General features: G+C 73.8%; 16 protein-coding genes and 1 pseudogene. 10 read left to right on the top strand and 7 right to left on the bottom strand.

The window, feature by feature from the left end:
* Positions 1-470, bottom strand: a 470-nt coding sequence (locus tag ACFXGA_RS33160) for a GNAT family N-acetyltransferase (protein WP_378094841.1), incomplete at its 3' end; no start/stop codon positions are given.
* Positions 471-706: 236 nt separating this feature from the next.
* On the opposite strand from ACFXGA_RS33160, the gene ACFXGA_RS33165 reads away from it, so the two are divergent.
* The 5 genes from ACFXGA_RS33165 to ACFXGA_RS33185 all read left to right on the top strand — a co-directional run bounded on the left by ACFXGA_RS33165 (position 707) and on the right by ACFXGA_RS33185 (position 7,010).
* Positions 707-1,894 (top strand): S8 family peptidase, encoded by a 1,188-nt coding sequence (locus ACFXGA_RS33165; RefSeq protein ID WP_378094843.1) that lies wholly within the window; start codon positions 707-709, stop codon positions 1,892-1,894.
* A 184-nt stretch (positions 1,895-2,078) separates the two neighbouring features.
* Positions 2,079-3,860 (top strand): aspartate--tRNA ligase, encoded by a 1,782-nt coding sequence (aspS, locus tag ACFXGA_RS33170; RefSeq protein WP_378094845.1) that lies wholly within the window; start codon positions 2,079-2,081, stop codon positions 3,858-3,860.
* A 15-nt stretch (positions 3,861-3,875) separates the two neighbouring features.
* Positions 3,876-4,817, top strand: a complete 942-nt coding sequence (locus ACFXGA_RS33175; RefSeq protein ID WP_378094847.1) for a DUF389 domain-containing protein — start codon at positions 3,876-3,878, stop codon at positions 4,815-4,817.
* Between the two features lie 113 nt (positions 4,818-4,930).
* Positions 4,931-6,130 (top strand): hypothetical protein, encoded by a 1,200-nt coding sequence (locus tag ACFXGA_RS33180; protein ID WP_378094849.1) that lies wholly within the window; start codon positions 4,931-4,933, stop codon positions 6,128-6,130.
* A 52-nt stretch (positions 6,131-6,182) separates the two neighbouring features.
* Positions 6,183-7,010: an SGNH/GDSL hydrolase family protein gene (locus ACFXGA_RS33185; RefSeq protein ID WP_378094851.1), complete on the top strand. Its 828-nt coding sequence runs from the start codon at positions 6,183-6,185 to the stop codon at positions 7,008-7,010.
* A 3-nt stretch (positions 7,011-7,013) separates the two neighbouring features.
* Here ACFXGA_RS33185 and ACFXGA_RS33190 read toward each other — a convergent pair whose 3' ends face one another.
* From ACFXGA_RS33190 to ACFXGA_RS33210, 5 genes are all read right to left on the bottom strand, one after another.
* Positions 7,014-8,813 (bottom strand): ArnT family glycosyltransferase, encoded by a 1,800-nt coding sequence (locus ACFXGA_RS33190; RefSeq protein WP_378094853.1) that lies wholly within the window; start codon positions 8,811-8,813, stop codon positions 7,014-7,016.
* A 29-nt stretch (positions 8,814-8,842) separates the two neighbouring features.
* Positions 8,843-10,051, bottom strand: a complete 1,209-nt coding sequence (locus ACFXGA_RS33195; RefSeq protein ID WP_378094855.1) for a glycosyltransferase — start codon at positions 10,049-10,051, stop codon at positions 8,843-8,845.
* A 38-nt stretch (positions 10,052-10,089) separates the two neighbouring features.
* A complete protein-coding gene (locus ACFXGA_RS33200; protein ID WP_378094857.1) occupies positions 10,090-11,880 on the bottom strand; it encodes an ArnT family glycosyltransferase in 1,791 nt (596 codons plus the stop codon).
* A gap of 190 nt (positions 11,881-12,070) precedes the next feature.
* Positions 12,071-13,468 (bottom strand): sensor histidine kinase, encoded by a 1,398-nt coding sequence (locus ACFXGA_RS33205; protein WP_378094859.1) that lies wholly within the window; start codon positions 13,466-13,468, stop codon positions 12,071-12,073.
* Positions 13,469-13,670: 202 nt separating this feature from the next.
* Positions 13,671-14,411 carry a response regulator transcription factor gene (locus ACFXGA_RS33210; protein WP_378094861.1) on the bottom strand — a complete coding sequence of 247 codons (741 nt, stop codon included), beginning with the start codon at positions 14,409-14,411 and terminating at the stop codon, positions 13,671-13,673.
* 145 nt (positions 14,412-14,556) lie between these two features.
* On the opposite strand from ACFXGA_RS33210, the gene ACFXGA_RS33215 reads away from it, so the two are divergent.
* The 4 genes and pseudogenes from ACFXGA_RS33215 to mug form a co-directional block, all read left to right on the top strand.
* Complete coding sequence (locus tag ACFXGA_RS33215; protein WP_378094863.1) at positions 14,557-15,180, top strand: hypothetical protein; 624 nt, start codon at positions 14,557-14,559, stop codon at positions 15,178-15,180.
* Between the two features lie 11 nt (positions 15,181-15,191).
* Entirely contained in the window at positions 15,192-15,830 is a 639-nt protein-coding gene (locus ACFXGA_RS33220) for a copper resistance protein CopC (RefSeq protein WP_378094865.1), read from the top strand.
* Positions 15,831-15,857: 27 nt separating this feature from the next.
* Positions 15,858-17,705, top strand: a complete 1,848-nt coding sequence (locus tag ACFXGA_RS33225) for a bifunctional metallophosphatase/5'-nucleotidase (RefSeq protein WP_378094867.1) — start codon at positions 15,858-15,860, stop codon at positions 17,703-17,705.
* Positions 17,702-18,208, top strand: a pseudogene (gene mug, locus ACFXGA_RS33230) (G/U mismatch-specific DNA glycosylase); the annotation flags it as partial. The gene ACFXGA_RS33225 and the pseudogene mug, both read left to right, overlap by 4 nt.
* Before the next feature lie 111 nt (positions 18,209-18,319).
* Here mug and ACFXGA_RS33235 read toward each other — a convergent pair.
* Complete coding sequence (locus ACFXGA_RS33235; RefSeq protein ID WP_378094869.1) at positions 18,320-19,036, bottom strand: DUF742 domain-containing protein; 717 nt, start codon at positions 19,034-19,036, stop codon at positions 18,320-18,322.
* 121 nt (positions 19,037-19,157) lie between these two features.
* Between ACFXGA_RS33235 and ACFXGA_RS33240 the strand changes: the two genes are divergently transcribed.
* Complete coding sequence (locus ACFXGA_RS33240; RefSeq protein ID WP_378094871.1) at positions 19,158-19,379, top strand: RNA-binding S4 domain-containing protein; 222 nt, start codon at positions 19,158-19,160, stop codon at positions 19,377-19,379.
* Positions 19,380-19,538 lie beyond the last annotated feature (159 nt).

Below are 19,538 nucleotides of genomic sequence, written 5' to 3' on the forward strand. Positions count from 1 at the left end.
GCCCGGCCGGCGCCCTCCTGGCCGGCGAGGCGGGCCCCCGGGGCGAGCACGTGGCGCAGCACGCGCTCGCCCCCGTCCACCTCGCCCGTGTCGGTGAAGCCGAACGCCGCGTACAGGCCGCGGGCGACGGCGTTGCCGGGCACCACGCTCAGCACCAGCTCGGTGCGGCCCTCGGACCGGGCCACGTCGGCGATCGCGGCCAGCCCCTTGCGGCCGAGCCCGCGGCCCTGCGCGCGTCGGTCGATCATGAACCGGACGATGCGCAGCACCTCCGGCCGGTCGCGCTCCAGGAGGGTGAACCCCACCAGCTCGTCGCCGCCGAACAGCGCAAGCGGCTGCAACTTCGGGCGGTAGACCCACGCGTCCGCGATCGACTTGAGGTTCGTCGCGACGAACGTCCGCTGCTCCTCGTGGACCTCCAGGCCGATGACAGCCCGGTAGTTGTCCTCGGTGACCGGTTCCAAGCGCATGGCGGGACGGTAGCGCCGGAGGCGTCCAACCGCTCCCGGATTTTGGGAACCCGCAGGTCAGGCGGATTGTTGACGGATGTCGGTTATCTGGCAATTGTTCACACTTCCGAGTGAACAGGCTCGATGCTTACGTTGGTGACCGTCAGCGAGGGAGAGGTGGCCCAACGTCACGCCTTCGAGCCCTGCGAAGCTCCTCGGGGTGCGGTTGGCGCCACCGTTCGAAGAACGGAATCCGCATGCGACAGTCACGACAGGTCCGGTTCCTGGCCGGGGTCGGGGCGACGGCGCTCGCCGTCACCGCGACCTCCCTGTTGGCCGCCCCGGCGCAGGCGGCGGTGGGCGAGATCCGCGCCGCCGACGCCCCCCACAAGGTCCAGAACCACTTCATCGTCAAGCTCAAGGACGGCGCGTCCGCGTCCGCCGAGAGCCTGGCGGGCCAGTACGGCGGCAAGGTCGACACCGTGTTCCGCAGCGCGCTGAACGGCTTCGCCGTGACGCTGCCCGAGGCGGCGGCCAAGCGGCTCGCGGCCAACCCGGCGGTGGAGTACGTCGAGCAGGACCAGGTCTTCACCATCCAGGCCACCCAGACCAACCCGCCGTCGTGGGGCATCAACCGCATCGACCAGCGCAACCTGCCGCTGGACTCCGCCTACAGCTACACCTCCACCGGCTCGGGCGTGAACGTCTACGTCATCGACACCGGCGTGCGGATCTCGCACTCCACGTTCGGCGGCCGGGCCCGCAACGGCTACGACGCGGTCGACAACGACAGCGTCGCCCAGGACGGCAACGGCCACGGCACGCACGTCGCCGGCACCATCGCGGGCAGCCAGTACGGCGTCGCCAAGGGCGCGACGATCTACGGCGTGCGCGTGCTGAACAACGCCGGCAGCGGCACCACCGCCGACGTGGTCGAGGGCATCGACTGGGTGACCAACAACCACGTCAAGCCGGCCGTGGCCAACATGAGCCTCGGCGGCGGCGCGTCCTCCACGATCGACGCGGCCGTGAGCCGGTCGATCTCGGCGGGCGTCACCTACGCCATCGCGGCGGGCAACAGCAACGCCAACGCGTCCAACTACTCCCCGGCCCGCGTCGCCGCGGCCATCACGGTCGGCGCGACCACGAACACCGACGCCCGCGCCAGCTACTCGAACTACGGTTCGGTGCTGGACATCTTCGCGCCGGGCTCGTCGATCACCTCGGCGTGGCACACCAGCGATACCGCCACCAACACCATCAGCGGCACCTCGATGGCCACCCCGCACGTGGCCGGCGCGGCGGCCCGCTACCTCCAGGGCAGCCGCTCGGCCACCCCGGCCCAGGTGGCCAGCTACCTGGTCGGCCAGGCCACCTCGGGCGTGGTCGGCAGCCCCGGCTCCGGCTCCCCGAACCGCCTGCTGTACCTGGCGCCCAGCGCCTGACCGCACCACGCGCGAACCGGAGCCGTCCCCCGTCAGGGGGGCGGCTCCGGCCGTTCACCAGGGGCGGCGCGCCGCCGTCGGGAAACCTGGTGGCGTCGCCCACCACGCGGTTGGCTAGCCTTGACGACCAGTCGTCAGTCGAGCCGACCCCAGAAGAGTCGAAACACCGAGGAGAGCAGTTCCCGTGATGCGCACGCACGAGGCCGGGAAGCTCCGCGCCGAGCACGCCGGGCAGTCCGTCACCCTGACCGGGTGGGTGGCCCGCAGGCGCGATCACGGTGGCGTGATCTTCATCGACTTCCGGGACGCCTCCGGCGTGGCGCAGGTCGTCTTCCGCGAGGGCGAGATGGCCGAACGCGCGCACCGGCTGCGCTCCGAGTTCGTGCTCAAGGTCGTCGGCGAGGTGACCCGCCGCCCCGAGGGCAGCGAGAACCCCGACCTGCCCACGGGCGAGATCGAGGTCTACGCGAGCGAGTTCGAGGTGCTCAACGAGTCCGCGCCGCTGCCGTTCCAGCTCGACGAGCACCTGGAGGTCGGCGAGGAGGCCCGCCTCAAGCACCGCTACCTCGACCTGCGCCGCACCGGCCCGGCCAAGGCCATGCGGTTGCGCAGCGAGGCCAACCGGATCGCCCGCGAGGTGCTGCACGCCGAGGACTTCGTCGAGGTCGAGACCCCGACCCTGACCCGCTCCACGCCGGAGGGCGCGCGCGACTTCCTGGTGCCCGCCCGCCTGCGCCCCGGCTCCTGGTACGCGCTGCCCCAGTCGCCGCAGCTGTTCAAGCAGCTGCTGATGGTCGGCGGCCTGGAGCGGTACTACCAGATCGCCCGCTGCTACCGCGACGAGGACTTCCGCGCCGACCGGCAGCCCGAGTTCACCCAGCTCGACATCGAGATGAGCTTCGTCGAGCAGGACGACGTGATCGCCCTCGGCGAGAAGATCATCTCCGCGCTGTGGCGGGAGCTGGCCGACCACGACATCCCGCGGCCGTTCCGCCGCATCTCCTACGCCGAGGCGATGGCCAAGTACGGCACGGACAAGCCGGACCTGCGCTTCGACCTGGAGCTGACCGAGCTGACCGAGTACTTCAAGGACACCCCCTTCCGGGTGTTCCAGGCCCCCTACGTGGGCGCGGTCGTCATGCCGGGCGGCGCGTCGCAGCCCCGCCGCACGCTCGACGCGTGGCAGGAGTGGGCCAAGCAGCGCGGCGCGAAGGGCCTGGCGTACGTGCTGGTCCAGGAGGACGGCACGCTCGGCGGCCCGGTCGCCAAGAACCTCTCCGACGCCGAGCGCGACGGCCTCGCCAAGGCCGTCGGCGCGAACCCCGGCGACTGCGTGTTCTTCGGCGCGGGCGACCCGGACGGCGCGCGGGCGCTGCTCGGCGCGGCCCGGGTGGAGATCGCGCACCGGGTCGGCCTCATCGACCCCAACGCCTGGTCGTTCGTGTGGGTCGTGGACTTCCCGATGTTCGAGGCGGTCGACAAGATCGGCGACGACGTCGCGGTCGGCAGCGGCAAGTGGACCGCGCTGCACCACGCGTTCACCTCGCCGACGCCGGACTGGATCGACCGGTTCGAGGAGGACCCGGGCAACGCCCTGGCCTACGCCTACGACATCGTCTGCAACGGCAACGAGATCGGCGGCGGCTCGATCCGTATCCACCGCGCCGACGTGCAGCAGCGCGCGTTCCAGGTCATGGGCATCACGCCCGAGGAGGCGCAGGAGAAGTTCGGCTTCCTGCTCGACGCCTTCAAGTACGGCGCGCCGCCGCACGGCGGCATCGCGTTCGGCTGGGACCGGATCGCCATGCTGCTCGGCGGGTACGACTCGATCCGCGAGGTGATCGCGTTCCCGAAGAGCGGCGGCGGCTACGACCCGCTGACCGCCGCGCCCGCGCCGATCACCGCCCAGCAGCGCAAGGAGGCGGGCGTGGACTTCAAGCCCGCGCCCGACAAGACGGCCCGCTGACGCGTCGCCGCCACCGTGCTGCACTTGCGGGCGCTCTGCCCGGCGGAGCGCACCGAGGCGGTGCTGGCCGCGCTGGCGCGGCACCCCGGCGTGACGCACGTCGTGCTGCTGCGCGGCGCGGCCGTCGACCCGCCGGGTGACGTGGTCGAGGCCGACGTCGCCCGGGAGGCCACCGATGCCGTGGTGGCCTCCCTGTGCGACCTCGGCGTGGACCGGGACGGCGGCGTCACGCTGGTGCAGGTCGACACCGCCCTGTCCGACGCCGCCGACCGCGCCGAGGAGGCCGCGCCCGGCGACGGCGCGGACGCGGTGGTGTGGGAGGAGCTGCTGGCCCGCACCGGCGAGGAGTCCCGGCTCAACGTCACGTTCCTGGCGTTCCTGACCATCGCGTGCCTGCTCACGGCGGTGGCCGTGGTCACCGACTCGCCGGTCACGCTGGTCGGCGCGATGGTCGTCGGCCCGGAGTTCGGCCCGCTCGCGGCCATCTCGGTGGGCCTGGTGCTGCGGCGCTGGGACCTGGTGCGGCGGGCGGTCCTCGCGCTGGCCGCCGGGTTCCCCGCCGCGATGGTGGTCACCGCGCTGGGCACCTGGCTCGGGTCGCGCACCGGCCTGTTCGACCCCGACCTCGCGCTGGCCGGGCACGAGCTGGACTTCGTCTTCGAGGTCGGGCCGTTCTCGTTGATCGTGGCGCTGCTCGCGGGCGCGGCCGGGATGCTGTCGATGACGTCGGCCAAGTCCGCGGCGCTCGTCGGGGTGTTCATTTCGGTCACCACGGTGCCCGCCGCCGGCTACGCCGCGGTCGCCGCCGTTCTCGGCCAGTGGGACATATGCCTCCAGTCGATTGCACAACTGGCGGTGAACCTGGTCGGCGTCGTGGCGGCCGCGTCGCTGGTCCTGGCGTTGCGCAACCGCCGCGGGCAGCCCCGTGACCTCGGTCGACCGCTGGCCGGCGGTTGACCGCGCGTCGATTTCGACAAAAGGTGTTACCCGGTGGGTCCGTGAGCACTACCGTCACGGTGCCCGGACGGCTTCTGTCAGGACGGTGCGCACCGGGAGTAGGGTCGGAGGGGATGAGCGTGGAGATCACCGCCGGCCCGCAGGACATCGACGACGCCGCCCCCTCCGAGCTGGACGAGGCGGTGGCGGCGGCCCAGTCGGTGTTGAGCAGCAGGTTCGGCGCGCCGGTGCGACTGGCCGACCCCGAGGACCTCGGGGGCGCGGGCCGGTCGGTGGTCGCGCGCGTCCGGGTGGCCCACACGCCGTTCTCGCTGCCGCGCACGCTGGTGGTCAAGCGCTACCCGTCGCCGGTGGCCGACCGCGACCCGTTCGCGCACGAGGCGGTGAGCCACAAGCTGCTCACCGCGCTGCCGTCCGAGGAGCGCCTCACCCCCGAGCTGGTCGCGCAGGACAACGCCAAGCGGCTGGTCGTGCTGGAGGACCTGGGCAAGGCCCCGCGGCTCGCGGAGAAGCTGCTGGGCTCCGACGCGCGGGCCGCCGAACGGGGTCTGCTGTCGTGGGCGCACGCCATGGGCCGGTTGCACGCGACCACGGCCGGGCGCGACGCGGACTTCGACGCGCTGATGCGCCGCCAGGGCAGCCAGTGCTGCGCCGACCCGATCGTGGTCGACGTGCACACCGCGCTGGCCGGTCTGCCGGACCTGCTGGTTGAAACGTTGGAAGTGGACACGCCCGAGTCCGTGCGCGCGTTCGCCGACCAGGCCGTCCGCGGGTTCGTCACGTCCCGCCGGCGGGCGTTCAGCCCGTCCACGTCGTGCCCGGACAACCACCTCGTGACCAGCAAGGGCGTCCGGTTCCTCGACTTCGAGGGCGGGTGCGTGCGCGACATCGTGTTCGACGCGGCGTGCCTGCGGGTGCCGTTCCCGTCGTGCTGGTGCGCCTACGGGCTGCCGGCGGGCATGTCGGAGGCGATGATCGCGGCGTGGCGGGCCGAGGTGTCCTCGGTGTGGCCGGACCTGGACGACGACGCGGTGTTCCTGCCCCGGCTGCTGGAGGCGCAGCTGCTGTGGGTGTGGCTGGGCACGTGGCGGGGGCTGCCGGGGTTGGACTCGGCGCTGCCGTCCGGCCACCGGCCGCTGGACTCGCCGCCGCGCGTGGTCGTGCTGACCGCGCGGTGGGTGCGGCTGCGGGCGGACGCCGTGGCGCTGGGCGCGAAGCACGTCGCCGCGCACGCCGAGGACGTGATCTCCGCGCTGGTGGCCCGGTACGGCGCGCGGGCCGCGGAACTGCCGCTGTACCCGGCATTCCGGTAGCGTTCCGCTGTTCGTCCCCGGGACGTCACGTGGCTGCGCGATGGTCTTCGGTGTGGCCAAGACGGTGCACAGCCTGGTGGTCCTGGGGGACTCGACGACGGTGGGCGTGGGCGATCCCGTGCCCGGTGGGTGGCGGGGCGTCGGCCCGCTGCTCGCGGCGGCGATGCCGCACGCGCGGTACCTGAACGTCTCCGTCACCGGCGCGCGGGTGACGTCGGTGCGGCACGGGCAGCTGCCCCGGGCCCTGGCCGCCCGGCCCGACGCGGCCGTGCTGCTGGTGGGCATGAACGACACGCTGCGCTCGGACTTCGACGCCCGGCGGCTGCACGCCGACCTGGACGCGGTCGTGGGGGCGCTGGTGTCGGCCGGGGCCGTCGTCGTCACGGTGCGGTTCCACGACCACAGCCGGGTGTTCCGGCTGCCGGGCGCGTTGCGGCGGGCGCTGCGGGCGCGGATCGCCGAGCTGAACGGCGTCATCGACGCGGTCGTGCGGCGGCACGGCGTGCAGTGCGTCGACCTGGACCTATTGGACGGCGCCTACGCCCCGGAGACGTGGGCGGTGGACCGGCTGCACCCCTCGGAGTCCGGGCACCGGAAGCTGGCGGCGGCGTTCGCGGCGCGGCTGGCGCAGGGCGGCTGCGAGGTGCCGGGGCGGGTGTCGCCGGTCTGCACGGGCGGCCTGGAGGTGACGCCGCTGCACCACGTCGGCTGGCTGGTGGTGAAGGGGATCCCGTGGCTGTGGCGGCGGGGCCGCGACCTGGTCCCCTACGCGGCCGCCGTCATGTACCGCTCGTGGGCGGGCCACCCGGAGCCGCCCCCGTCGTGCGTCGTGGACCCCGCCGGGACGGAGGCGGTGGCCGTGCCGACCACCGCCCCGTGACCGTCAGCCGAGCCGGTAGACGGTCCACCCGTCGATCGTCCGGGCCTGGTAATTGGCCGCGACCCACTCGCCGATCGCGTCCTCGCCGCGCATGCCCCCGCCCATGCCGCCGGTGACGAAGTAGCCGACCCGGCCGTCCGTCACGTACTGCCGGAACTCCTCCAGCGTGGGCGCGGGGTCGCCGCCGCTCCAGCCGCCGATCCCGATCACCGCCCTGCCCGAGGCCAGCGACAGCTCGGCCGCGCCCTGCGCGCTCACCGTCGCCGCCGCCCACGTGCCGGTGGTGGCCCTGAGCAGCCCGACCAGCTCGTCGGACGTCACCGCGCCCATCGGCCCGCCGCCCATCCCGCCGTCACCCGCGTACGAGGCGGGGCCGGACATCGGGATGGAACCGGCGTGCGGCGTGGCGGCGGTCGCCACGCCGAAGGCCGCGGTGGGCAGCACGGACGTGACCAGCGCGAGCGCGGCCACCCGGCGCACGCCCATCACGATCGCCGTGGCCACCAGCACGGTCAGCGCCGCCACCACCCAGCGCAGCGCGGGCAGCCAGTCGCCGAACCGCTGGAGCAGCGCGAAACCCCAGAACCCGGCGGCGGCCACCATCGCCGCCAGCGCCACGCGCGCCGGCAGGTGCCGGCGGCCCCGCCACAGCTCCCGGCCGGCGATGCCGACGAGCGCGGCGACGCCCGGCGCGACGGCGACGGTGTAGTAGGGGTGCGTGATCCCGGTCATGAAGCTGAACACGACGCCGTTGCCGAGCACCCACAGCAGCCACAGGACCAGCGCGGCGCGGGTGCGGTCGGTGCGCGGCAGCTTGCGGGTGAACCACAGCCCCGCCACCGCCCCGACGAGCGCGGCGGCCAGCAGCCACGAGATCTCGCCGCCCATGCTCGCGCCGAACAACCGGCCCGGGCCGGTCTCGCCGCCGAAGCCGATGTTCGCGTTGCCGCCGCCCGCGACGGCGCCGCGCCCGCCGCCGAAGATCCGGCCGAGGCCGTTGTAGCCCATGGCCAGCTCCCACAACGAGTCGTTCGCCGACCCGCCGATGTACGGGCGGGACTCCTTCGGCCACAGCTCGACCAGCGCGATGAACCACCCGGCGGACACCACCACCGCGAGGCCCGCGCCGAGCAGGTGCAGCAGCCGCCTGGGCAGCGACGTCGGCGCGGCCAGGAGGTAGGCGGCGGCGAACGCGGGCAGCACCAGCAGCGCCTGCCCCATCTTGGCGAGGAACGCGAACCCGATCGCCACGCCCGCCAGCGCGAGCCACCGCGCGGACGCCCGCTCCAGCGCCCGCACGGTGCAGTACGCGCCGGCGACCATCAGCAACACCAGCAACGCGTCCGGCAGGTTGAACCGGAACATCAGCACGGCGACCGGCGTCACCGCGAGCGCCGCGCCCGCCAGCAGCCCGGCCACCGCGCCGGACGTGCGCTTCACCGTGGCGTACAGCAGCCAGACGGCCAGCACGCCCTCGACGGCCTGCGGCGCGAGCACGGTCCAGCTCGAGAACCCGAACACCCGCGCGAACAGCCCGCTCACCCACAGCGCGGCGGGCGGCTTGTCGACCGTGATCACCCCGCCGGCGTCGAGCCCGCCGAACAGCCACGCGGTCCAGCTCTGCGCGCCGGCCTGGGTGGCGGCGGCGTAGTAGCCGTTGCCCCAACCGGACGCGGTGAGGTTCCACAGGTACAGCACGGCCGTGCCGACGAGCAGCACGACCAGCGCGGGCGTGGTCCGGTTCCGGCCCGACGGTGGTGCGGCCGCGGTGGGCGCGGACGCCGTCGGCGTTGCGGTCGTCATGGAAGGGGTCCCCAGGGTCGGCGAGGTGGTCATGAGGTGGCCTCCGCGGCGCGGCGCGGCCGGAAGACCCAGTTGCGCAGCAACAGGAAGCGCAGCACGGTGGCGAGCAGGTTGGCCCCGACGACCGCGACCAGCTCGGCCGGGCCGCCGGGCGCGGCGACCAGGTGCAGCAGCGCGAGCGAGCCGCTGGTCAGCGCGAGACCCAGGCCGAAGACCAGCAGGCCCTCGAACTGGTGGCGGCCCGCGCCGCGCCGGCCCCGCACGCCGAACGTGAACCGCCGGTTGGCCGCGGTGTTGGCGATCGCGGTGGCCAGCAGAGCCACCAGGTTCGCGCCCTGCGCGCCCAGCCCGCCGCGCAACGACACGAACAGCAGCAGGTAGGCGAGCGTGCTGATCACGCCGACGGCGGCGAACCGGACGAGCTGCCGGAACAGCCCGGCGGGCACGCCCGGCGTGCGCGGCTCCAGCGGTTCCCGCCCGAGCTGGGCCCGCAGCTCGCCGACCGGGATGCGCCCCGTCACCAGCCCGCGCGCGACCCGGGCGACGCCCTTGAGGTCCGCCACGGCGGTCGAGACGATGTCCACCCGGCTGTCCGGGTCGTCCACCCAGTCCACCGGCACCTCGTGGATCCGCGCGCCGGCCCGCTCGGCGAGCACCAGCAGCTCGGTGTCGAAGAACCAGCCGGTGTCCTCGACGTGCGGCAGCAGCCGCCGGGCGACGTCGGCCCGGATCGCCTTGAACCCGCACTGCGCGTCGGTGAACCGGGTCGCGAGCGCGCCGTGCAGGATCAGGTTGTAGCAGCGGGAGATGAACTCGCGCTTCGGCCCGCGCACGACCCGCGCGCCGCGGGCCAGCCGGCTGCCGATCGCGAGGTCGGAGTGGCCGGAGGTCAACGACGCCACCAGCGGCGCGAGCGCGGCCAGGTCGGTGGACAGGTCGACGTCCATGTACGCCAGCACGGCGGCGTCCGACGCGCCCCACACCGCTTTCAGCGCCCGGCCGCGCCCCTTCTCGGCCAGGTGCACCGCGGTGACGCCGGGCAGCTCGCGGGTCAGCGCGTCGGCGACCGCGCGCGTGCCGTCCGTGCTGGCGTTGTTTGCGATGGTGATCCGGAACGGGTAGGGGAAGGTGCGGGTCAGGTCGGCGTGCAGCGCGCGCACGCAGGGCGCGAGGTCGCGCTCCTCGTTGTGCACGGGTACCACCACGTCGAGCACGGTGGTCGTCGTGAGCGTGGTCATGGCCTCACCCTCGGGGGCGTGGCTGGGCGGCTCGTGTGTCATCGCTGTGCGCCCGCTGTGAGGTCGTAGACGTCCACGCCGTCCACGGTTCGCTCCGGGAACGTGTCCGAGACCCACTCGGCGATCCGCTGCGCCGCGTCGCTGCCCGTCTCGGCGGGCATCAGCGCGCCGCCGAGGAAGTAGTGGATCCGTCCACTCCGGACCAGCTCCTGGAACTCGGCCGGCGTCGGCGCGGGATCGGTGCCGTTGAACCCGCCGACGGCCATGACCGGCGCGCCGCTGCCGAGCTGGTAGCCCGCCGCGTTGTTCGAGCCGACGGCCGCCGCCGCCCACGTGAAGCCCTCGCTGTCGCGCAGCAGCGCCACCAGCTCCTCGCCGGGTGTGGGCGCGTTGAGCAGGCCGCCCATCCCGCCGGCGCGGACGACGTTGTTCGCGGCGCCGCCCGGACCCGTGAGCACCAGCCCGCCGGGACGGCCGCCCCACGCCGGTCCGGCGCTGGGGATCGCGCCGGAGTGCGGTGTCGCGGCAGTGGCCACGGAGTACGCGCCCGGCCCGAGCAGCGCGGCGACGACCGCGACCGGCACCACGGCGGCGGCGGGCACGGTGGCGGCCAGGAACAGCCCCACCGCGCCGACCAGGCCCAGGAGCAGCACGGCCACGGCCAGCGCGGTGGACCAGTCGAGCAGGAGCAGGTAGCACTGGAGCGCGGTCACGGCCAACGCGCCGGACAGGGCCGCCGCCGCGACGGGCTCGTGCCGCCTGCGCCACAACGCGACCGCGCCGATGCCGATCAGCGCGCCGATGGCCGGTGCGAGCGCCACCGTGTAGTAGGCGTGGATGATGCCGTTCATGTAGCTGAACACCGCGGCGGTGACCACGAGCCAGCCGCCCCACAGCGCGAGGCCGACCCGTTCGGCGCGGCGCGCCGCCCACCAGCCGGCGGCCGTCAGCACCAGCGCGGTCGGCAGCAGCCAGGCGATCTGGCTGCCCATCTCCGCGCCCAGCAGCCGGCTCCACCCGGCCGACCCCCAGCCGCCACCGCCCACGCTGCCGATCTCCTCGCCGGTCAACCGGCCGAGCCCGTTGTAGCCCAGCGCCAGCTCCAGCACGCTGTCCGACTGCGACCCGCCGATGTGGGGGCGCGACCCGGCGGGCGCCAGCTCCACCGCGAGCACCCACCAGCCGCCCGCGACGACCACCGCCCCCAGCGCCGCGCCCAGGTGCCACACCTTCCGCGACCACGCGGCGGGCGCGAACGCCAGGTACACCAGCCCGAACGCGGGCAGCACCAGGAACGCCTGGAGCATCTTGGCCAGGAACGCGAACCCGACCGCCGCGCCGGCGAGCACCAGCCACCGCACCGACGCCGCCTCGGTGGCCCGGACCGTGCCGTACGCGCCGACCACGAGCAGCAGCACCATCAGCGCGTCGGGGTTGTTGAACCGGAACATCAGCACCGCCACCGGCGTCAGCGCCAGCACCGCGCCCGCGATCAGGCCGGCGGCCTCGCCGGCCGTGCGCTTGACGGTGGCGTGCAGCAGGGCGACGCTCGCCACGCCCATGAGCGCCTGCGGCACCAGGATGCTCCAGGCGTTGACGCCGAACAGCCGGGCGGACAGCCCCATGACCCAGGTCGCCGCGGGTGTCTTGTCGATGGTGATGGAGCCGGCCGGGTCGGTGGCCCCGAAGAACCAGGCGTGCCAGCTCTCCGCGCCGGCCTGGGCGGCGGCGGAGTAGTAGGCGTTGGCCCAACCGGAGTCGCCCAACCGCCACAGGTACAGCACCGCCGTCCCGGCCGACAACAGCAACAGGGGTAGTCGCGCTCGCATGGGGTCGAGCGTGTCGGCGGATGCTGGGCGGTCCTTGTGGCGCGGCTGTGAGCCGGCTGTGCGCGATCACGCCCGGGTCGGTGAGGAGGGTGTGGTCGGTCGGGCGGTGGTGAGGGGTGTTCGTGGTCGGGCGGTGGTGAGGGGTGTGGGCGGTTGGGTGGTGGTCGGGTGGCGGTGAGGGATGCAGGGGTCAGGCGGCGGTGAGGCGGCGCGGCAGGCGGACGGTGAACGTGGTGCGGCCCGGACGGCTCGCCAGCCGCACGGACCCGTCGTGCGAGGCCACCACGGCGGCCACGATGGACAGGCCCAGGCCGGTGCTCCCCGCCGCCCGCGACCGCGACGTGTCGCCCCGGCTGAACCGCTCGAACACCTCGGCCTGCAACCCGGCCGGGATGCCGGGGCCGTCGTCGCTCACGGACACGCGCACCCCGTCCTCCACGGTGGACAGCGTGGTGGTGACCGTGGTGCCGGGCGGGGTGTGCGTGCGGGCGTTGGACAGCAGGTTCGCCAGCACCTGGTGCAGCTTGTCCGCGTCACCGGTCACCTGCACCGCCTCCGGCGGCAGCTCCAGCCGCCACTCGTGGTCGGGCCCGGCGATCCGGGCGTCGCTCACCGTGTCCACCACCAACCGCGACAGGTCGACCGGCTCGCGCGCCAGGGGACGGCCGGCGTCCAGCCGGGCCAGCAGCAAAAGGTCCTCCACCAACGACGTCATCCGCACCGCCTCGGACTCGACCCGCCGCATGGCGTGCCCGATCCGCGGCGGCACGTCGTCGGACGTGCGGCGGGTCAGCTCGGCGTAGCCCCGGATCGCGGCCAGGGGGGTGCGCAGCTCGTGGCTCGCGTCGGCGACGAACTGCCGGACCCGCGTCTCGTTGGCGTGCCGGGCCGCCAGCGCGTTGCCGACGTGCCCGATCATCCGGTTCAGCGCGAGGCCGACCCGGCCCACCTCGGTGTCGGGGTCGGCGTACTCGTCGGGCACCCGTTCGGCCAGCGCCACCTCGCCCTCGTGCAGCGGCAGCTCGGCGACCCGGCTCGCGGTCGCGGCCACCCGCTCCAGCGGGCGCAGCGTCCGGCGCACGATCAGCGCGCCGGCCAGGCTCACCGCGACCAGCCCGGCCAGCGCCACGCCGCCGACGATCCACCCCATCCGCGCCACCGTGGCCTCGACGTCGGCCATCGGCAGGCCGGTGATCACCTTCGCGCCGAACGGCGTGGTGGTCGCGAGCATCCGGTAGTCGTCCAGCTCGTCGCCCAGCCACACCGTGCGCGGCCGGCCGTCCGCGGGCACGGCCTCGGCCAGCCGGGTCACGTCGGTCGACAGCCTCATCCGGTCGCCGGTGCCCGGGATGATCCGCTCGGCGTTGGTGCCGCCGTCGTCGTGCTTGATCAGCACCAGCGTGCCGGGCCCGAACCCCGGCCCGTCCAGCGGGTTGGCGAACCCGCCCGGCATCGGCGGCGGCACGTCGCGCCCCACCTTCGCGGCGGCGTCGACCAGGTCGTCGTCCAGCCTCGCGACCAGGGTGTCGCGCAGCGCGAAGCCGGTCGCCACGCCGATGATCGCGCACACCACGGCCAGCAGGACCACCTGGGCGGCGACGAGCTTGGTCCGCAGCGGCCAGCTCCGGGCCCCCGACGGGCGCTCGGGGCGCGGGTTCGAGTGCCCGGGACGCGGGATTGAGGTCTGGGGACGCGGGTTCGAGGGCTCGGAACGGGGGTTCGGGGGCTCGGGGCGCGGGTTCGGGGGCTCGGGACGGGGGTTCGGGGGCTCGGGACGGGGGTTCGGGGGCTCAGGACGCGGGTTTGAGGACATAGCCCGCGCCCCGCATCGTGTGGATCATGGGTGCTCGACCGACGTCGATCTTCTTGCGCAGGTACGAGATGTACAGCTCGACGATGTTGGCCTGCCCGCCGAAGTCGTAGCTCCACACCCGGTCCAGGATCTGCGCCTTCGACAGCACCCGCTTGGGGTTGCGCATGAGGAACCGCAGCAGCTCGAACTCCGTCGCGGTGAGGTCGATCGACGTGCCGCCGCGCCGGACCTCGCGCGTCTCCTCGTCCAGCACCAGGTCGCCGACCACCAGCTCGGTGCCCGCGCCCGCCTCGGTCACGCCGGTGCGGCGCAACAGGCCGCGCAGCCGCAGCACGACCTCCTCCAGGCTGAACGGCTTGGTCACGTAGTCGTCGCCACCGGCGGTGAGCCCGGCGATCCGGTCCTCGACCGCGTCCTTGGCGGTGAGGAACAGCACCGGCAGCGCGGGCACGTCCGCCCGCATCCGGCGCAGCACCTCCAGCCCGTCGAAGTCGGGCAGCATCACGTCCAGCACCACCACGTCCGGGCGGAACTCGCGGGCGGTCCGGACGGCGGACGCGCCGTCCAGCGCGGTGCGGACGTCCCAGCGCTCCATCCGCAGCGCCATGGACATCAGCTCGGCCAGGGTGGACTCGTCGTCCACCACCAGGACGCGCACCGGGCTGCCGTCCGGGCGGCGGAGTTCAGGGGAGGTCCTCGAAGCGGGCACCGGTCGCATGCTGCCATCCTGGGTCAGGCACATGAGCCGGACCTGTGCCGATCCTGTGTACCGGCTGTGAGGTCGTCCGGCGCGTGACGCACGCACAGGCCGTCCCCAAGGGCCGCACAGCCGGCTCACAGGCTGGGCCGCGACCGTGGTCGCCATGACTACCGAAACCGAGCAGCACCCGACGTGGGGTGAAGACCCGCCGCCGCAGGCCGCCGCCGCGGGACCGGGCTGGAACGGCCGCAAGACGCTCGTCGCGGTCGCTATCGCGGTCGGCATCGCCGCCGTCGGCGGGGGTGTCATCTACGCCGCGAGCAACTCGGACGCGGCCCAGGGCATGCGCGGGCCGGGCGGGTACGGCATGCGCGGCGGCCCCGGGTTGATGATCGTGGGCGGGCCGTTCGGCGACACGCAGCACGGCGAGTTCCAGAACGGCGAGGTGACCGAGGTCGACGACTCGTCCATCACGGTCAAGAGCACCGACGGGTTCAGCGCCACGTACCGGATCGACGGGGACACGCAGGTCAACGGCGGCCAAGGCGACGTGGACGACATCGAGCGGGGCGACGTGGTGACCGTGGTCGCGTCCGAGGAGGCCGACGGCGGGTCGACCGCGGACAGCATCATGAAGGGCGACGTCATGCGGGGCGGGCCGCAGCAGAAGCGGCTCGACGGGCAGCCGCCCGGCGGCGGGCAGCGGTCGCCGGACGAGCCGGGTGACGGGCAGCGGTCGCCGGACGAACCGGGTGACGGGCAGCAGGACACCCCGCCGACCCGGTAGAACTATCCGGTATGACCCGACTGGCGCTCTCGGCACTGCTCGCGACCCTGGTCCTGCTCGGCGTGGCGCCCCCGGCGTCCGCGCACACCGAACTGCTGTCGAGCGACCCGGCGAGCGGCGCGTCGCTGCCGCAGCGGCCGGTTCGGCTCACGCTGACGTTCACCGAACCGGTGCCCGCCGAGAGCGCCACGGTCGCGGTCACGGCCGCCGACGGCAGTGCCTGGCCGACGGGCGAGGTCACGGCCCAGGGCGCGACGCTCACCGTGCCGCTGCTCGAGAGCACGACGCCGGCCGGGCCGCACACGGTGTCGTGGTCGGTCGAGTCGCTGGACGGCGACTTCGTCAAGGGCACGTTCGCGTTCACCGTGACCGCGCCCCCGCCCGCCGCCACCTCCGCCCCGCCGGCGGCGACCTCGGCGAACCCGCCGGCGCCGGCGACCACCTCGGTCACCGCCACCGCGGCCACGATCACCGCCGTGGCCACCGGCACGTCCGCACCGGCCGCGACCTCCGGTCCGGACGACGACGGCGGCGTGCCCCTGTGGGTCTGGGTCCTGGTGGTGGCGGTCCTGGCGGTGGCCGGCATCGCGGTCGGCGTGGCGCTGAGCCGGCGGGCGAAGCGGGAGGACGGGGAAAAGCCGACCGCGTAGCCGACGATCACTCGTTACCGTCGGCCCATGACCCGATCTCCTCGCCGGACCCTGCTCGCGGGCGGCGGCGCGGCCGTGCTCGCCGCCGCCGGGTTCCGCCCGACGGCCCGTGCGACCCCGGACGACCCGGCCCGCGCCGCGGACGACCGGGTCCGGGCAACCCCGGACGACCGGGCCGGCGGGCGGCGGTTCACCCTCACCGTCCTCGGCACCACGGACCTGCACGGCAACGTCTTCAACTGGGACTACTACGCCGACCGGGAGTACGACGACCCGGCGCACGACGACATCGGGCTGGCGAAGCTGTCCACGCTGGTGAAGGCGGTCCGGCAGGAGCGCGGCGCGCACCGGACCCTGCTCATCGACGCCGGCGACACGATCCAGGGCACCCCGCTGGCCTACTACTACGCCAAAGTGGAACCGATCGGCCGCCGCCGCGTGCACCCGATGGCCGTGGCGATGAACGAGCTGGGCTACGACGCCGCCGCGCTCGGCAACCACGAGTTCAACTACGGCATCCCCCTGCTGCGGGCGTTCGAGAAGCAGCTCGACTTCCCGCTGCTCGCCGCGAACGCGATCGACGCGGCCTCCGGCGAGCCCGCGTTCCGCCCGTACGTGGTCAAGACCGTGTGGCGCACCGGCACGGCCCCGCTGCGCGTGGGCATCCTCGGTCTGACCAACCCCGGCATCGCCATCTGGGACAAGGCGCACGTGGACGGCCGGATGACGTTCCCCGGTGTGCTGGAGCAGGCCCGGAAGTGGGTGCCGCGGGTGCGGGCGGCGGGCGCGGACCTGGTGGTGGTCGCGGCGCACTCCGGCGCGGACCTGTCGTCGTCGTTGGGCGACCTGCTGCCGTTCCCGGAGAACTGCTCGGCGCTGGTCGCCGAGCAGGTGCCCGGCATCGACGCGATCCTGGTCGGCCACGCGCACGCCGAGATCGCGCAGCGGCACGTGACCAACGAGGCCACCGGCGCGCGGGTGCTGCTCACCGAGCCGCTGTTCTGGGGCAAGCGGCTGAGCCTGATGGAGTTCGACCTGGTGTGGACGGCGGGGCGCGGGTGGCGGGCCGAGGCGTCCCGCGCGCAGGTGCTCAACACCAACACCGTGCCCGAGGACCCGGTGGTCGTGCGGCGGCTGCGCGCCGACCACGAGGAGGTCGTGGCCTACGTCAACTCCCGGATCGGCACGTCGAAGGCCGCGATGTCGGCGGCGACGGCCCGGTACGAGGACACCGCGGTGCTCGACTTCGTCAACCGGGTGCAGGGCGAGGCGTTGCGGGCCGGGTTGGCGGGGGAGGGTGGAGAACTGCCGGTGTTGTCGCTGGCGTCGCCGTTCACCAAGGCGGCGGCGATCCCGGCGGGCGACGTGTCGGTGCGGGATGTGGCGGGGTTGTACGTCTACGACAACACGCTGGTCGGCGTGCGGCTGACCGGGGCGCAGCTCAAGGACTACCTGGAGCGGTCGGCGGGGTACTTCAAGGCGGTGACGACCCCTGGACCCCACCCGCCGGACGCGGTGACCAACGCCGACGACGTCCCCGACTACCTCTACGACGTCGCGGCCGGCCTCGACGCGCCGCTGACCTACGACATCGACCTCGCCCGTCCGGTCGGGCAGCGGATCACCGGGCTCGCCTACGACGGCGTGCCGGTGGCGGCGGAGCAGGCGTTCGCCGTGGCGGTGAACAACTACCGGCAGTCGGGCGGCGGCAACTTCCCGCACGTCTCGACCGCGCCGGTGCTGCACGACCGGCAGGCGGAGATCCGGCAGCTCATCATCGACTGGGTGCGGGAGCGCGGCGAGCTGGACCCGGCCTCGTTCCACCGGGTCGACTGGCGGTTGGTCGTGGACGGCGTCCCGGTGGTGGTCGGATGAGCGTGGTCTTGCCGGACGTGGTCGGGCCGGGGCTGCGGGTGCTGTTCTGCGGGATCAACCCCGGCCTGATGTCGGCGGCGAAGGGGCAGCACTTCGCCCGGCCGGGCAACCGGTTCTGGCCGGCGCTGCACCTGTCCGGGTTCACGCCCCGGTTGCTGGCGCCGGCCGAGCAGGAGGAGCTGCTCCGGTACGGGCTGGGGATCACGAACCTGGTCGCGCGACCGACGGCGCGGGCGGACGAGCTGACGCCCGAGGAGCTGCGCGAGGGCGGGGCGAGGTTGACCCGGGTGGCGCGGCGGTACCGGCCGGAGGTGGTGGCGGTCGTGGGGGTGACGGCGTACCGGGCGGCGTTCGGGCGCAAGGCGGCGGTGATCGGTCCGCAGGAGGAGGCCATCGGGCCGTCGCGGCTGTGGGTGTTGCCGAATCCGAGCGGGCTCAACGCGCACTACCGGTTGGCGGAGTTGGCGGAGGTGTTCGGGCGGTTGCGGGCGGATGTGACGTCGGGTTCGGAGGTGACGTCGGGTTCGGAGGTGACGTCGGGTGTGGGGGGCGCGTCGGGTTCGGACGGCACGTCGGGTTCGGCGGGTGCGTCGGGTTCGGACGGTGCGTCGGGTTCAGAGGTTGCGCAGGCCGACTAGGACCCGTTCCAGCAGGGACAGGTCCGGGCCGGTGGGGGCGGTGGCGTTGTCGTGCACCGCGACGACGCCCATGGAGATGAGGTCGCCCAGCACGACCCGGGCCACGCCCAGCGGCACGGCCAGCAGGGCCGACACCTCGGCGACCGACCGGGGGTAGGTGGCGCACAGCTCGACGATCGAGCGCTGCTCGGCGGTGGTGTCGCGCATGGCGACCGCGATGCCGCTCTCCTCCAGGGAGATCAACGTTTCGAGCCGCAGGTCGTAGTCGGACGCCGTGCGGCCACCCGTCCACGCGTAGGGGCGGACCAGCGGGCCGGAGAACTCCACGGCCGGCTCCGGGTCGGGTTCGCGGTCGCGGACGGGGACGACCGGCATCGGCGGCGGCTCGAAGTGGAGGTCGCGGTCGAAGGGCGCGGTCTCCTCCAGCAGGTCGTCCGGCTGCTCCTCCAGGCTGCGGCGCAGGGCCGCCGAGCCGAACCGGGCACCCGTCGCGCCGACCTCGCCGCGCGACTCGTTGCGGGACGACCTCCGCCGTCGGGGCGTCTTCGGCACCGCCGTAGGCTCGTCCTCGAGGCTGCGGCGCAGCGCGGGGGATCCGAAGCGGGCACCCGTCGTGCCGACCTCCCCGCGCAGGGACCGGCGGCGTCTGCGCTCGCCGCCGGTCGGCTCCGGGTCTGAGCTGCCTGTGCTCACATTCCGGGAACCGTAGACGGAACCGGGTCCGGATGATGTCGGGCGTGTTTCGACCTCGTGCAATCCTCGTTAACCGCGACGCGAGTAGGTCCGTCCGGGTGACGAGGAGGATGATGGGACGATGCGCATCCGCGAGGTCGGCATCTCCGACGACATGATCAGGTTGGGCCAGTTCCTCAAGCTGGCGGGCTTGGCGGACAACGGCGCGCACGCCCGTGAGCTGGTCGAGTCCGATGAGGTGACGGTGAACGGCCGGCCGGAGAGCCGGCGGGGCGCGCAGTTGCACGACGGGGACGTGGTCGCGGTTGGCGACGAGAAGGCGCGTGTGGTTACCGGTCGTTAGCGTCGGCCGGTGTGGGGGCGGGGGGATGTGGGTGTGGGGATGGGTGTGGGGGCAAAAGATCAAGAGCGTCCTCGCCGGACGGGCAGATCAGCAGGATGACGGGGTTCGGTGGTTCGGTGCGGTTGGGTGGTGGGTCGGGTTTCGTGTCATCCCGCCGAC

The sequence above is a fragment of the Actinosynnema sp. NPDC059335 genome (assembly GCF_042752395.1).
Taxonomy (GTDB): domain Bacteria; phylum Actinomycetota; class Actinomycetes; order Mycobacteriales; family Pseudonocardiaceae; genus Actinosynnema.